The following is a 14,189-nucleotide window of genomic DNA, read 5'->3' on the forward strand; positions in this document are numbered from 1 at the left end:
CATGACGACATCCATCCTCACGACCAGCACGCTCGACCCCGCCGACGCGATCTTTCGCGAAACCTTGCCCGCAGGAGAACCGTGGCTCAAGGAACTGAAAGCGGGCCAGACGCTGCGCATTCGCGACGTAGAAGGCAATCAGGCGATCGACACGCTGTTCTACAGCCTCGCCGATCCGCGCGAACGCTACGACGCGCAACGCACGCTGCGCCGCCAGCAAAGCCTCTATCTGACGACGGGCACCGTGCTCTACTCGAACCTCGGCAACCCGATGCTGACCATCGTCGCCGATACCTGCGGGCGTCACGACACGCTCGGCGGCGCGTGCGCGCAGGAGAGCAACACGGTGCGCTACGCGCTCGAAAAGCGCTACATGCACAGCTGCCGCGATAACTACCTGCGCGCATGCGCGCATGACGGCCGTCTGTCGAAAACCGACATCGCCGCCAACATCAATTTCTTCATGAATGTGCCCGTCACATCCGAGGGCGGCCTCACATTCGAGGACGGCATTTCCGCGCCCGGCAAATACGTCGAAGTACGCGCGGAAATGGACGTGATCGTGCTGATTTCGAACTGCCCGCAACTGAACAATCCGTGCAACGCCTACAACCCCACTCCCGCGGAGCTGACGATATGGAACTGAGCACACTGCGTCTCTGGTTCTACACGGTGATGAAAGTGCGCGCGGGGCGTTTGATGCGCATCGACGAATCTACGAAATACACGAAGCACCAAGCCCGCTTTTAAGACCTGAAACGAAGCGACCTGCCGTGGACGACCTCGGCATGCATGTCCACGTGGCGGGACGACCCGCCCACGCATTGAACATCCACTCATGTTCGATAAAGTCCTCATTGCGAATCGCGGCGCGATTGCCTGCCGCATTCTGCGCACGCTGCGCGAACTGAATGTCGAAGGCGTCGCTGTTTACAGCGAAGCGGACCGCGCGAGCCGTCACGTCAGCCTCGCCGATACGGCATGCAGTCTCGGCGACGGCGCGGCGAGCGTCACCTATCTCGACATCGCGAAGATTCTGGAGATCGCGCGTGCGCAAGGCGCGCAGGCGATTCATCCGGGCTACGGTTTCCTGTCCGAAAACGCGGCCTTTGCCGAAGCGTGCGAAGCCGCAGGCATCGCGTTCATCGGCCCGACGCCCGCACAATTGCGCGAGTTCGGCCTCAAGCACACGGCCCGCGCGATCGCCGCCGGACAGGGTGTGCCGATGCTGGAAGGCACAGGCCTGCTCGACGGCCTCGACGCCGCGCTCGAAGCGGCGCAACGCATCGGCTATCCGGTGATGCTGAAAAGCACGGCGGGCGGCGGCGGCATCGGCATGCGAGTGTGCCGCTCGGCGGACGAACTGGTGTCACAGTTCGACAATGTGAAGCGCCTCGGACAGAACAACTTCAGCGATGCGGGCGTGTTCCTCGAAAAGTACATCGAGAAAGCGCGGCATCTCGAAGTGCAGGTATTCGGCGACGGCAAGGGCGCGGCGATTGCGCTCGGCGTGCGCGATTGCTCGGTGCAGCGGCGCAACCAGAAGGTGCTTGAAGAAACGCCCGCGCCGAATCTGCCCAACGGCGTCGAAGCCGCGCTGTGCGATGCGGCGATCCGGCTCGCGCAAGCGGTGTCGTATCGCTCGGCGGGCACCGTCGAATTCGTCTACGACAGCGAGGCCGCGCGCTTCTACTTTCTCGAAGTGAACACGCGTTTGCAGGTCGAGCATGGCGTGACCGAACAGGTGTGGGGCGTGGACCTGGTGCGCTGGATGATCGAACTGGCAGCGGGCACGCTCGCGCCGCTTGATGTGTTGTCGCGCGATCTGAAGCCGCAAGGCCACGCGATCCAGGCGCGTCTCTATGCGGAAGATCCGGGCCGCGATTTCAAGCCCTGCCCGGGGCTGCTGACCGATGTGTCGTTTCCGCATGCCAATGGCCGCGCGCTGCGTATCGACACATGGATTGAAGCCGGTTGTGAAGTGCCGCCGTGGTTCGATCCGATGCTCGCGAAGCTGATCGCATGGCAACCGACTCGCGACGCAGCGCGCCATGCGCTCGATGCCGCGCTTGAAGCATCTCGCATTTATGGCGTCGAGACGAACCGCGACTATCTGCGGCAGATTCTTGCCGACACGCCGTTCGCGAGCGGCCATCCGTGGACGCGTTGCCTCGAAGGCCTGCGTTATCACGCATCGACCTTCGAAGTGCTCGGCGGCGGCACGCAGACGACTGTGCAGGACTATCCGGGCCGTCCGGGCTACTGGGCCGTGGGCGTGCCGCCCTCGGGACCGATGGACGATCGCGCGTTGCGTCTCGGCAATCGTCTGCTCGGCAACGACGCGCAGGCCGCCGCGCTCGAAATCACGATGAGCGGGCCCACGCTGCGCTTCAACACCGACGCCGTCGTCACGGTGACGGGCGCGACGCTCCCCGTGATGCTCGACGACATCCCGCAACCGATGAACACGACGTTCCTGGTTGCCGCCGGTTCGACGCTCGCACTCGGCACGATTCGCGGCGCAGGCGCGCGCGCCTATCTGTGCGTGCGCGGCGGGCTGGACGTCGCGCAGTATCTGGGCAGCCGCAGCACGTTCACGCTCGGGCAGTTCGGCGGCCACGGCGGACGCGCGCTGCGCGCGGGCGACGTGTTGCATCTTCATCCGCTCGCTGATCGCGATGCGGGCGCTTCAATGCCCGCCGCGCTCGCGCATCGCCTCGACGATGTGCGCGTGCTGCGCGTGATCTACGGTCCACATGGCGCGCCCGAATACTTCAGCGCGCGCTATATCGAGCAGTTTCTCGACACCGACTGGGAGATCCATTTCAATTCGAGCCGAACGGGTGTGCGGCTGATCGGTCCGAAGCCCGAATGGACGCGCGCGGACGGCGGCGAAGCGGGACTGCATCCGTCGAACATTCACGACAATCCGTACGCCGTCGGCGCGGTCGATTTCACCGGCGATATGCCCGTCATTCTCGGTCCGGACGGTCCGAGCCTTGGCGGCTTCGTGTGTCCCGTCACGGTGATCGAAGCGGATCTGTGGCAGATCGGCCAGTTGAAGGCGGGTGACAAGGTGCGCTTCGTACCCGTCGATATCGCCACGGCGCGCGAAGCGGCACGCGCACGCATCGAAGAAGTGGACACGCTCGCAGCACAGGCAACGTCACCGCATGCCGATGAACACCGCGCGGACTTGCAATCGCCCATCGTGCTGAACGTCGGCGAAGGCGATGACCGGCTCGTCGCGCGATTGTCCGGCGATACGCACCTGCTGCTCGAAATCGGACCGTCCGAACTCGATCTCGTGCTGCGCTTTCGCGGCCACGCATTGATGCAATCGCTCGAAGCGTTGCAGTTACCCGGCGTGATCGATCTGACGCCCGGCATCCGTTCGCTGCAGGTCCACTATCAGCCGGAGCAATTGCCGCTCGCGACGCTGCTCGATCATGTCGCGGCGACATGGCAACGCGTGCTGCTGCAAAAGGATCTGCGCGCGCCGTCGCGTGTGGTGCATCTGCCGCTGTCGTGGGACGACCCCGCGTGTCAGCTTGCCATCGACAAATATATGACCACCGTGCGCAAGGACGCGCCGTGGTGCCCGAGCAATCTGGAGTTCATCCGCCGCATCAACGACCTCGATTCAATCGATGCCGTGAAGCGCATCGTGTTCGACGCGAGCTATCTGGTGATGGGTCTCGGCGACGTCTATCTCGGCGCACCCGTCGCGACGCCGCTCGATCCGCGTCACCGTCTCGTGACGACGAAGTACAACCCGGCGCGTACGTGGACCGCCGAGAATTCCGTCGGCATCGGCGGCGCGTATCTGTGCGTGTATGGCATGGAAGGGCCGGGCGGCTATCAGTTCGTCGGACGCACGCTGCAGATGTGGAACCGCTATCGCGAAGTCGCGGATTTCGCGGGACGTCCATACCTGTTGCGCTTCTTCGATCAGATCCGCTTCTACGAAGTCTCCGCCGACGAACTACTGCGCATCCGCGAAGCGTTTCCGCTCGGCCGTTATCCGCTGAAGATCGAAGAGACCGAGTTGTCGCTGGCCGACTATCAGGCGTTTCTCGAACGCGAGGCGGACGACATCGCGCAGTTCCGCACGCGTCAGCAAGCGGCGTTTCAAGCTGAGCGGCAGCGTTGGCACGAAGCGGGCAGCAACGAAGACACGCTGGAGCCGCCTGTTATCGCCGACGCGGAAATCGCGCCGCTCACCGACGGCCAGATCGCCGTCGATAGCGAAATTGCCGGCAATCTGTGGCAAGTGCGCGTCGAGCCCGGCGCGAGCGTCGAAGCGGGCGACGTGCTGCTCGTGATCGAGTCGATGAAGATGGAAATATCCGTTATCGCGCCTTGCGCGGGCACTGTCGGCGAGATTCATGTCGCGCCGGGTTCGCCCGTTCGCGCGGGGCAGCGCGTCGTCGTGATCGACCAGCACGCATGAGACACCTCATTTGACACTTCACTTCAACGCATTAAGGAACCATCGGACATGGATTCATTCGATCTGCGTCTTCCCGCTGTGCGCGCCGCGTATCGCGAAGGCCGTGTCACGCCGCGCGCACTGATTGGCGCATTGCGCGAACGCGCCGCGGCACTGAACCCGGACTATCACCTGTTCATTCATCTGCTGTCCGACGCGGAAATCGAGCCTTATCTCGCGGCGCTCGACGGGCGCGCTGTCGATTCTTTGCCGCTTTACGGCGTGCCGTTTGCATTGAAGGACAATATCGATCTCACCGACATTCCGACGACGGCCGCCTGCCCCGCTTTCGCGTATACGCCTCAAGACTCGGCGACACTCGTCGCGCAACTAATCGCACTCGGCGCGGTGCCGATCGGCAAAACCAATCTCGACCAGTTCGCGACGGGACTCAACGGCACGCGCTCGCCGTACGGCAAGTGCCGCAATAGCGTGCACGCCGCGTATCCTTCGGGTGGATCGAGCGCGGGGTCGTCTCTGGCCGTGGCGCTCGGCGTCGCGAGCTTCGCGCTCGGCACCGATACGGCCGGCTCGGGCCGCGTGCCCGCCGCGCTGAACAACCTCGTCGGCACTAAGGGAACCAAGGGCTTGCTGTCGACGGCGGGCGTCGTGCCCGCCTGCCGCACGCTCGACTGCGTGACGTATTTCACCGCGACGGCCAGCGAGGCGAGCGAACTGCTCGCGCTCACCGCCCGCCATGATCCCGCCGATGCCTACAGCCGCGCGAATCCGCAATGGAACGACGCAGCCGCGTTCGGCGCCGTCACGCGCTTTCACTTCGGCGTGCCGCGTCAGCTGGAATTTGCCGGCTGCGAAGAAAGCCCCGCGCTATTCGCGCAGGCGCGCACGGCGCTCGAAGCGATCGGCGGCGAGGCCGTCGAGATCGACTTCGCGCCCTTCGTCGAAGCGGCGCGACTACTCTATGAAGGACCATGGGTTGCCGAGCGCTATAGCGTGGCAGGTGCGCTGATGGAATCGCAACCCGACGCCGTGCTGCCCGTGATTCGCGACGTGCTCGCGAAGGCGCCGGGCGCGACCGCCGTCGATGCATTTCGCGCACAGTACAAACTTCAGGCGCTGAAGCAGCGTTGCGATGCCGTGCTCGCGGAACTCGATTGCGTGCTGACACCGTCCATTCCGCGTGCCGTCACGCTCGATGAACTGGCGCGCGATCCTATCGGCCCGAACTCACTGCTGGGCTACTACACGAACTTCATGAATCTGCTCGATTACGCTGCGATCGCGACGCCCGCGGGTTTCATGCGCAATGGGCTGCCGTGGGGCGTGACGCTGTTCGGCCGCGCGTTCACCGATCAATATTTGCTGAGCATCGCCGATGCGCTGCATCGCAAGCTGAATGTGCCGCTGATCGGCGGCGCGAAGCAGGATGCCGATGTGCCCGCGCGCGCGGCACGCAACGACAGGATGAAGCTCGTTGTGTGCGGCGCGCATCTCGAAGGCTTGGCACTCAATGGACAGTTGATCGCGCGTGGCGCGCGCCTCGTCGAGAAGACCGCCAGCGCGCCGCGCTACCGGCTATATGCGCTGACGGGCGGCGGCGCGACGCAACGGCCTGGCATGACGCGAGATACAACGAACGGCGCGGCAATCGAGGTCGAAGTCTGGGAGTTGCCGGGCAGCGAAGCCGGCTCGTTTCTCGCGGGCATTCCCGCGCCGCTCGCGCTCGGCAAGGTCGAGCTTGCGGACGGACGCTGGGAAACTGGCTTCATGTGCGAAGCGTACGGTCTTGAAGGCGCCGTCGATATCACGCAATACGGCGGCTGGCGCGCCTGGCTGCAACGCGCTACCTGAACCATGCCTTAATCAAGCTTCGTATTGCGCCGCGTACAGCCGCGCGTGCCGGCCCGTCACTGTGCGGCTCCAGATATCCTCGTCGTCGAGGATGGTCTGGATCAACTCGACGGGCATTCCGCCGTCGATGATGGCAGCCACGCGAAACCCGTCGATCGGTTCATACGGGCCAAGCACGACCTCTTTCCCGTCGATCGCGCGGTCGAGATCGTCGACCTTGAACGCCAGATGCGGCATGCGGCGCATCAGTTCGTGCAACGGGCTATCGGCGTCGAAGCGGTGGTACTGGATGCGTGCGAGCTTGCAATCGCTGTCGCTCGTGTACATCCGGTACTGCGGGCTGTAGCGTTCGCCTTCGCGCACTTCGCTGGTCGGAATGCCGATGTGATGAAACTCGTAAATCACGTCGTCGCGCATGAACATGATGCTCTCCTTCTTCCTTTGCCTCTGTTGCCCGGGTTGCCGCGCTTACAGCGTCACGCGCGTCAGGCCGCCTTCCGACAGCAGCCGCACGCGTTCGCCCGCGTAGAACATCGGGCCGTCGGTGCTTTGCGTGATGGCGCGCAGCGAGCCGTCGTCGAGCCGCACGGTAATTTCGACGCCTTGCGTCTTCTCGAAGTGGTTCTGCACCTCGTTGCCCGCCACCGCGCCCGCAATGCCGCCGATGATGCCCGTCAGGATCGAGCCGCGTCCGCCGCCGATCGCGCTGCCCGCGATGCCGCCAATCGCGCCGCCGCCGAGTGCGCCGAGAAAGCCGGGCTGGCCGTTGCTCGTGTCGATGGTGACGGGGCGCACGCTTTCGATGGTGCCGAAGCGCACTGTTGCCTCACGCTGCGCCTGTGACGCGCTATAGACGTTGGCGGAGCCGTCGAAGGTTGCGCAGCCGCTCAATGCGAGCGAGACGACGAGCGCGGATGCACATGCTGTAACGAATGACCTGTTCATGATGTTCCCCTCTATGAGCAGCGCGCCGTGTCGTTCGGGGCGCTGCAGGTTCTTTCGATGTGTGAATCGTAAGCTCGAAGAATGAGAGGAAAATGAGCAGCGCATTTGCGCATTCGCACCCGTCATTTCGTCTCAGCCTGAAACGTCGGCGCGGCGTCCGGGGCTACGATGGTGGCCAGATCATGCAAACGGAGTGCTGCCATGAAACGCGAGATCATCCGGGTCGAACCGCTGTCGAGCTGGCTCGAACGCTGGAAGGCGCCGACTTCCGTCGTTACGCGCCACGGCGACACGATCTATGTGTCGGGCCTGCCGCCGTTCGACCCTGAGACGGGCGAAGTCGCCGACGTGCCGCTCGAACGGCAGACGGAACTCGTGCTCGAACAGCTGAAGCTGTGCGTCGAGACGGCGGGTTCGTCGCTCGACAATGTGCTCAAGTGCAATGTTTATTGCACGTCGGTCGAGCAGTTTGCGGCCGTCAACTCGATTTACGCGCGCTATTTTCCGAACGATCCGCCTGCACGTATCTTTGTCTGCGTGCCCGCGTGGCCGGGTCGCTTCGACATCGAAATCGATTGCATTGCGGCGGTTTGAACCGCAGGCGCTACGTGGAGAACACGATGTTTTCAGTGCTGTTCGAAGTGCAACCGCGCGCCGACCGATGGGACGCGTATCTCGGCTTCGCGAAGATGCTGAAGCCGGAACTGGAGCAGATCGACGGCTTCGTCGATAACGTCCGTTACGGCAGTCTCACGCGTGACGGCGTGCTGCTGTCGCTGTCCGGCTGGCGCGACGAAAAGGCGCTGGTACGGTGGCGCACGCAGGCGACGCATCACGGCGTGCAGGAAAAAGGCCGCACGCAGACGTTCAGCGATTATCGGCTGCGTGTGGGGCAGGTGACGCGCGACACGCGTCTGCCCGCCGGTCATACGTTGCACGAGCAACGACTCGACGAAACGGAGACGGGCGATGCGACCACGATCGTGCTGATCGATGCGCGGCGCGATCCAGACTGGGTGAAACACGCGGGCGCGCGCGAAGTCGCGGGCAAGCTGGGCTTGCGCGAAGACGCAACGGGCCTGGTTTCGTGGGATGTGTTTGATGCCGTGTTGACGCCGGGCGACGTCATTCTGCTCACTGCATGGCGCGACGCGCAAGCCGCCGGGGCCTTTGCAAACGCGCTCGCATTGCCCGATGGCGCACGGCTACGCAGCGTGCGCGTGGTGCGCGACTATGGCATGTTTGAGCGCCGCGAAGCGCCGCAATACTATCCGGACGCGGCGCGGCCCGCCTGACGCTTATTTCTCGTTGTCCGGAAAGTCCGCACCGACACTCGTGTCGCGCCACGCTTCGATATCGGCGAGTGCCGAATGCAGGCGCTTCGATACCGCATCGACGCCGAACGCGCCAAGCACCAGATGACGCGGCGGTTGGTCCGCCTCCGTGATGCGGATCATCGCCTGCGCGGCGCGCGCCGGGTCGCCGGCCTGATGGCCGCTGTTTTGCGCCGTCGCCTGCATGCGCTTGCCCGCCGTGTCGGCATAATCGGCGATACGGTTGGGCGTCTGTCTGAGCGAGCGGCCTGCCCAGTCGGTGCGGAATGGGCCCGGCTCGACGCAGGTCACGCGGATGCCGAGCGGCCCGGCTTCCGTTGCGAGAGAGTCGGACCAGCCTTCGACGGCATGTTTGCTCGCCGCGTAATAGCCCGAGCCAGGAAAGCCCGCGATGCCCGCTACCGACGTGATGTTCAGCACGTGCCCCTTGCGCCGCTCGCGCATGCCCGGCAGCACCGCGCGTGTCATCGCGAAGAGGCCGAACACGTTCGCGTCGAACTGCGCGCGTATCTCCGCTTCGTCGCCCTCTTCGACTGACGACTGATAGCCATAGCCCGCGTTGTTCACCAGCACGTCGATCGCGCCGAAGCGCTGCTGCGCGGTCTCGACGGCTGCGGCGATCTGCGCGGCATCCGTCACGTCGAGCTTCACGCGGGCGAGACGCGCATCAGCGTCGCTGCCGGGCTCGGCCAGATCGGCAAGCGACGCGACGTTACGCGCCGTCGCCACGCAGCGCCAGCCCCGTTCGAGCACCGCGCGGACCAGTTCCTTGCCGAAGCCGGTTGAACAGCCAGTGATGAACCAGACGGGCGTCGTGGACGTGGGCATTCAAAACCTCCTCGATGATGGAATGAGCGATGCTTCGAAAAAATGGTAGCCGGTCGACGGGAAACTTGCTGGTGCTCTGCCCGATTTCCTGCCCCTTACTTACGGCCAACCAGATACTGAGCACCCTCGGGCCCGTAGCGTTCCGAATGGCTTTCATTGGCTTGCAGATGGAATACGTCGCCCGTTCTGTAGACCTGCACCGTTGTGCCGATGCGTATCGCCAGTTCGCCGTGCAGGATCAATGCCTTCGCTTCGAACGGATGCACGTGATCGTCGACCGCGCCGTTCGGATCGCGCGTGACGGTCACGATTTCCGCGTAGCCTTCGCGCTTCAATGTATCGATGAATTCGTCGCGGTCCATGATGGCAGCCTCCCTTCGTTGTTTTTGCCATGACGCTGAAGTATCAGCATAGACCGTTTTGCATCGACGGATCGGGCGCGCGGCTCGCGGTAAACTCTGCAGCAGTCGTCATTTCATATCGCACAACGGAGAACGATTCATGCGCCAGGCCATTCGCCATCTGAACGTGCGGGCGCGCGCTCGCGGACTGTTCGATTTCACCACGGAGGTCGCCGCGTTCGTACGCGACGCGTCGATCGAGACGGGCGTCCTGACCGTGTTCTGCCGGCACACGTCGGCCTCGCTATTGATCCAGGAGAACGCGGACCCTTCCGTACAGCGCGATCTCGAACGGCACTTCGCGATGCTCGCGCCCGAAGATCCCAAGCGCTACGAACACGACACGGAAGGTCCCGACGACATGCCCGCGCATCTGCGCACCGCGCTGACGCAAGTGCAACTGTCGATACCCGTCGAACATGGCCGCATGACACTCGGCACATGGCAAGGCATTTATCTGTTCGAGCATCGCGCGCGGCCGCAGGAGCGCGATATCGTGCTGCATCTGATCGGCGAATGACATCTCAACGCACAACACCAACAAGGAAGTGAATCATGATTTTGCGCGCGCCTGTTCTTGTCGCGGCGGCCTCGCTCGCGATGCTGACCGCAGCCTGCACTCATACCGGCCCCGTCGAGTTCTCGCTGTCAGGCGCGGACGCGCCGATGACCAACAACGCAAACGACATGGACTTCGGCCCGATGGACCGCACCATCGCGCAGTGCAAGACGGTCTCGCGCAACGCAGGGCCGGGACAGTGCACGAAGGTGCGCGCCTACGAGTCGTGCATGAAGAGCAAAGGCTATATCACGGTGCTCGGGCCGGAAAACCCGAAGGGCTGCGGCGACCCCGATTGGGAGAAAGACGTACGCAAGTGGCTTCAATAGCCGTGCGTCGGTTGAGGCCGACTTGCGCTCAAGTTATCCACAATTTCTGTTGAAAGACCTGTGGAAAAGTTTTGGGCACGCGCGCTATCTGTCTGATCAAACAGGCTTTCCTCGCGCGTGACCCCGGTACGCACGGCGCGCGAGTCCACCGATTGCGAAGTTCTATTGGCGCGCACGCATCGCATGTCCTTCAATTCAGGGTTCCGACTACCGAGTGACGACCGACTGACTCCAAGGAGCCTTGCATGAAGACGGAAGATTCGCAGAAGATCGTGCACGAAATCGCAGAATCCACCGACAGCCCGGAAGAAGTCGTATCGCAGATGTACACCGATGCCGTGCAAGCGTATCAACGCGACGCGCGCGTTCTCGACTACGTGCCGCTCTTCGCGGCGAAGCGCGTGCGTGAGACGTTGCGCTCGCGGACGGCATCACGGCGGTGACGAAGCCGTAGCAACCTCATCCGCAATCCATCCCCGTCACAACAGCTTCGCGGCGGCACGCATGCGGCGCTTGCATTCTTTCGCGAGCGCATCGAGTGCGTGCGCGGTTGCCGCATCGTCGGTGAACAGGGTCGTGTTGTCGCGCAGCAACTGCTCGCTCGCGACGACATCGTTCAACGCGCCGAAGCGCTTCTGTAGTTTCTTTAGCGGCTTGATGGCCTTCAGCTGTTTTTTGGCGAGCATCGGCTCGAAGAACTCGGTCAGATAGCGCAGTTTCTTGCCGGCCTTGCGGACCTCGTGATACGACGCGTAGTCCGATCGCTTCGCGCGTGCGGCGCGCTTCATGCGCTTCGCCATCGACTTCTGTGCCGCCCCGAGCCGCTTGCGCGCGAACCTGGGCAGCGGCGTGCGTTCGTGCGCGGTATTCAGCTCGCGGTTCGCTTCCTTGAGCGTGTCACGCAACGCGCCCTTCACGTCGGCCTGTTCAAGGGTCTCACGGCTCGAATCGAGCGACTTCGAGCGGGCGTCGCGCATCGTGTCGCGCGGTAGCGCCTCCGCGTCTTTCGTTTCATCGAGCAACGCGATCAGGATGTCCCAGTCGCGTGTCTTGCCCGCCGCGCTCGCGTAGAACTTGAAAAGCGCGCGCTGCTGGCTGTCGAACTGTTCGTTCAGCAGCGGCCGGTACGCCCACAGCAACGTGCGCAGGCGCCGCAGCGAGACGCGCAGCTTGTGCAGGACTTCGGCGTCGGGGTCCGCGCGCAATGCGGCTGCGCAAGCGAGCGCATTGTCGATCAGCGGCGCGGCATAGTGCGAGAAATGGGCTTGCGCGTTGCCATCGTGCGGCAGCGTGGTCGGTATGTCGTCTTTCATGGTGTTCCCTGAATGGGTTGCTGACCCGGTGTGTCTGTAATGACCGAGTAAGCAATTCAGGTTCCTGCATTCTGCACGTCACGTCCGTTGCAGCGCACGATGCCGCACGGACGTTGCCGCTCATTGCCAGATCACTGACCGCTGAGCAGCAGGTCGCAGGCGTCCGACGTGCAGCTAGCCACGGCGGGCAGCTTCAGCGACGGCCACGGACGGCGCTCGGCCGTGATGAAGTCTTCGACACGCTTCAATATCTGCCAGAACGCGTTTTCGACGGCGCCCGCAGCGGCATACGCGGACGGCGTGAGCGTCCAGTGACGAAGCCTGGGCGCGCCATGGAACGCGCGCATGTCGACGCGTGCCGACTCATCGCACAACGTCACCACGAAATCCATCTGCGGCGCCCATTCGCTCGTGAATTCCAGCCAGCTTTTCGGATTCAGCAGCTCCAGACTGGAAAAGCCATGGCGCAACTCGCCCATGGCCGCCGCGTGAACCTTGTCGGCGGGTTCGAGACCTGCGCTAAATGCGTCGAAATGCAATCCGTCCAGCTCGCGTAGCAAGGCTTCCGCCAAAATGCTAAGCGCCGCGTTGTCCCTGCAAAGGAACAGCACTCGTTGTTTTCTGGTCACCCTACACCCCGTCATGCAGATTTCATTTTTTTGCGGGATTCTGAGCGCACAGTTTTTCATATTGGTGACAGAATCCCAATCGTCCAACCGATTCGCCGCAAGAACGTTTAGGTATCACGCCAATTTGCGTTCAGCCAGCCAGCGTTAACGATAATGAGGCGCCCGATCCCAGTTTTCGGGTTGCGTGAGCATGGCGGGCGCGCCGTGTGTGGCGCGCCGCGCGGGGCAACCCGGCCGTTCGGAGGCCGGGTTGCCCGTGGGGTTGCGCGGTCTGAAAGACCGGCTTTTTTGAAGCGTTACTTGACGATCGCGAGCAGTTCGACTTCGAACGTCAGATCGCTGTTCGGCGGGATCACGCCGACGCCGCGCGAACCATACGCGGTCGCAGCCGGGCAGGTCAGCTTGGCTTTTTCGCCCACTTTCATCGTCGCGACGCCTTGCGTCCAGCAGGGGATTACGCGGCCGAGCGGAAACTCCGCAGGGCCGCCATGCTTGGCCGAGTTGTCGAACTCGGTGCCGTTCGCGAGCGTGCCGCGGTAGTTGACGCGCACGACGTCGGCGGCCGTGGGTTGCGGGCCGCTTCCCTGCGTCAGGTGTTCGACGACGACGCCGGAGGGCAGTTTCTCCGTCGATGCAGCATTTGCGGTGAGCGACACCGATGCGAGCGCGGCCGCGGCGAGCAGGGCAACAACTGATTTCACGCGTATCTCCTTGGTGTGAATGGCGAGCCTCATTCTAGCGGATCGCCCCTTCGCGGCAGGAGACCTGAATCAACTTGCTACAAATACGCGTGCCTTGCGCCATTGCGCGGTTCCCGTCGCTGTGTACCTGGAACGGCTACGCCCGCGACGGGCCAACACCCGCCGCGGGAAAAAGCCGCGATTCGACGCGGCTCATGTGCTGCCCGTTCAGATCTTCGGGAAATCGACGACCGTGTCGTTGACCCGGTTGAAGAGGTTGGTGAACGTGATATCGGCGATCGCGAGCAGCGTCTCCGTAATCTGCTGATCGCTGTAACCCGCCGCCTTCACGGCATCGACCACTGACGCAGGCACCGTGCCGCGCGACGCGAACACGGTCCGCGCGAAGGTGGCGATGGCATTCAGATGCGCGTCGGCCGAATCGCGTCCTTCACGCAGCGCCACGAGGTCGTCAGCCGCGATGCCCACTTTCTTCGCTGCCAGCGAGTGAGCAGCCAGACAGTAATCACACTCCGCGACGCCGCTGATCGCGAGCTTGATCGCTTCGACTTCCTTGCGCGACAGCGCGCCCTTGCCGAGCGCATCGCCCGTTGCGAGCACGATCTGCAGCGCAGCCGGACTGTTCGAGCCGATGGCCGCGTAAGCATTCGGCACCATGCCGACCGCGCGCTTGATGCCTGTAAAGAGTTCCGCTGCCTGGCCGGTGGCTTCGCTGACGGGTTGGCGATTCAGACGTTCCATGATGTTCTCCATATGTTGATGAGATCGTTGCGTTGCGTGACTGGGTCAGCGCATGGGAGTCATTCTAGGAACGCGCGTTGCTACAGTGAATGCTGGTTCAAATCA

Annotated in this window: 16 protein-coding genes; 8 read left to right on the forward strand and 8 right to left on the reverse strand. The window is 63.5% G+C overall.

The window, feature by feature from the left end:
- The first annotated feature begins 1 nt into the window (after window position 1).
- From H1204_RS26040 to atzF, 3 genes are all read left to right on the forward strand, one after another.
- Entirely contained in the window at window positions 2-646 is a 645-nt protein-coding gene (locus H1204_RS26040; RefSeq protein ID WP_035999893.1) for an urea amidolyase associated protein UAAP2, read from the forward strand.
- A 192-nt stretch (window positions 647-838) separates the two neighbouring features.
- On the forward strand, window positions 839-4,453 hold the full coding sequence (gene uca, locus H1204_RS26045) for an urea carboxylase (protein WP_180731398.1): 3,615 nt from the start codon (window positions 839-841) through the stop codon (window positions 4,451-4,453).
- 48 nt (window positions 4,454-4,501) lie between these two features.
- Entirely contained in the window at window positions 4,502-6,304 is a 1,803-nt protein-coding gene (atzF, locus tag H1204_RS26050; protein ID WP_180731399.1) for an allophanate hydrolase, read from the forward strand.
- Window positions 6,305-6,316: 12 nt separating this feature from the next.
- Here atzF and H1204_RS26055 read toward each other — a convergent pair whose 3' ends face one another.
- Together H1204_RS26055 and H1204_RS26060 are read right to left on the reverse strand one after the other, a co-directional pair.
- A complete protein-coding gene (locus H1204_RS26055; protein ID WP_180731400.1) occupies window positions 6,317-6,727 on the reverse strand; it encodes a hypothetical protein in 411 nt (136 codons plus the stop codon).
- A gap of 45 nt (window positions 6,728-6,772) precedes the next feature.
- Complete coding sequence (locus tag H1204_RS26060; protein ID WP_180731401.1) at window positions 6,773-7,249, reverse strand: glycine zipper 2TM domain-containing protein; 477 nt, start codon at window positions 7,247-7,249, stop codon at window positions 6,773-6,775.
- A 201-nt stretch (window positions 7,250-7,450) separates the two neighbouring features.
- Here H1204_RS26060 and H1204_RS26065 point away from each other — a divergent pair, with 201 nt between their 5' ends.
- Together H1204_RS26065 and H1204_RS26070 are read left to right on the forward strand one after the other, a co-directional pair.
- The gene (locus H1204_RS26065; RefSeq protein ID WP_180731402.1) at window positions 7,451-7,843 is read left to right on the forward strand and encodes a RidA family protein; all 393 of its coding nucleotides are present in this window, start codon (window positions 7,451-7,453) and stop codon (window positions 7,841-7,843) included.
- A gap of 26 nt (window positions 7,844-7,869) precedes the next feature.
- Window positions 7,870-8,544 (forward strand): antibiotic biosynthesis monooxygenase, encoded by a 675-nt coding sequence (locus tag H1204_RS26070; protein WP_180731403.1) that lies wholly within the window; start codon window positions 7,870-7,872, stop codon window positions 8,542-8,544.
- Between the two features lie 3 nt (window positions 8,545-8,547).
- Here H1204_RS26070 and H1204_RS26075 read toward each other — a convergent pair whose 3' ends face one another.
- Both H1204_RS26075 and H1204_RS26080 read right to left on the reverse strand, forming a co-directional pair.
- Window positions 8,548-9,411: an oxidoreductase gene (locus H1204_RS26075; protein WP_180731404.1), complete on the reverse strand. Its 864-nt coding sequence runs from the start codon at window positions 9,409-9,411 to the stop codon at window positions 8,548-8,550.
- Between the two features lie 95 nt (window positions 9,412-9,506).
- Window positions 9,507-9,773 (reverse strand): cupin domain-containing protein, encoded by a 267-nt coding sequence (locus H1204_RS26080; RefSeq protein WP_180731405.1) that lies wholly within the window; start codon window positions 9,771-9,773, stop codon window positions 9,507-9,509.
- Window positions 9,774-9,912: 139 nt separating this feature from the next.
- Between H1204_RS26080 and H1204_RS26085 the strand changes: the two genes are divergently transcribed.
- The 3 genes from H1204_RS26085 (at window position 9,913) to H1204_RS26095 (ending at window position 11,143) form a co-directional block, all read left to right on the forward strand.
- Complete coding sequence (locus tag H1204_RS26085) at window positions 9,913-10,332, forward strand: secondary thiamine-phosphate synthase enzyme YjbQ (protein WP_091779259.1); 420 nt, start codon at window positions 9,913-9,915, stop codon at window positions 10,330-10,332.
- 35 nt (window positions 10,333-10,367) lie between these two features.
- Entirely contained in the window at window positions 10,368-10,700 is a 333-nt protein-coding gene (locus H1204_RS26090) for a hypothetical protein (RefSeq protein WP_180731406.1), read from the forward strand.
- A 245-nt stretch (window positions 10,701-10,945) separates the two neighbouring features.
- Complete coding sequence (locus H1204_RS26095; RefSeq protein ID WP_180731407.1) at window positions 10,946-11,143, forward strand: DUF3562 domain-containing protein; 198 nt, start codon at window positions 10,946-10,948, stop codon at window positions 11,141-11,143.
- A gap of 36 nt (window positions 11,144-11,179) precedes the next feature.
- Here the strand turns inward: H1204_RS26095 and H1204_RS26100 are convergent, their stop codons facing one another.
- The 4 genes from H1204_RS26100 to H1204_RS26115 form a co-directional block, all read right to left on the reverse strand.
- Window positions 11,180-12,013, reverse strand: a complete 834-nt coding sequence (locus H1204_RS26100) for a CHAD domain-containing protein (protein ID WP_180731408.1) — start codon at window positions 12,011-12,013, stop codon at window positions 11,180-11,182.
- A gap of 131 nt (window positions 12,014-12,144) precedes the next feature.
- A complete protein-coding gene (locus H1204_RS26105) occupies window positions 12,145-12,657 on the reverse strand; it encodes a protein tyrosine phosphatase (RefSeq protein WP_180731409.1) in 513 nt (170 codons plus the stop codon).
- A 281-nt stretch (window positions 12,658-12,938) separates the two neighbouring features.
- Entirely contained in the window at window positions 12,939-13,343 is a 405-nt protein-coding gene (locus H1204_RS26110) for an FKBP-type peptidyl-prolyl cis-trans isomerase (RefSeq protein WP_062917333.1), read from the reverse strand.
- Between the two features lie 207 nt (window positions 13,344-13,550).
- On the reverse strand, window positions 13,551-14,084 hold the full coding sequence (locus H1204_RS26115; RefSeq protein ID WP_180731410.1) for a carboxymuconolactone decarboxylase family protein: 534 nt from the start codon (window positions 14,082-14,084) through the stop codon (window positions 13,551-13,553).
- Window positions 14,085-14,189: the final 105 nt, after the last annotated feature.

It is taken from the genome of Paraburkholderia sp. PGU19 (assembly GCF_013426915.1).
Lineage (GTDB): Bacteria > Pseudomonadota > Gammaproteobacteria > Burkholderiales > Burkholderiaceae > Paraburkholderia.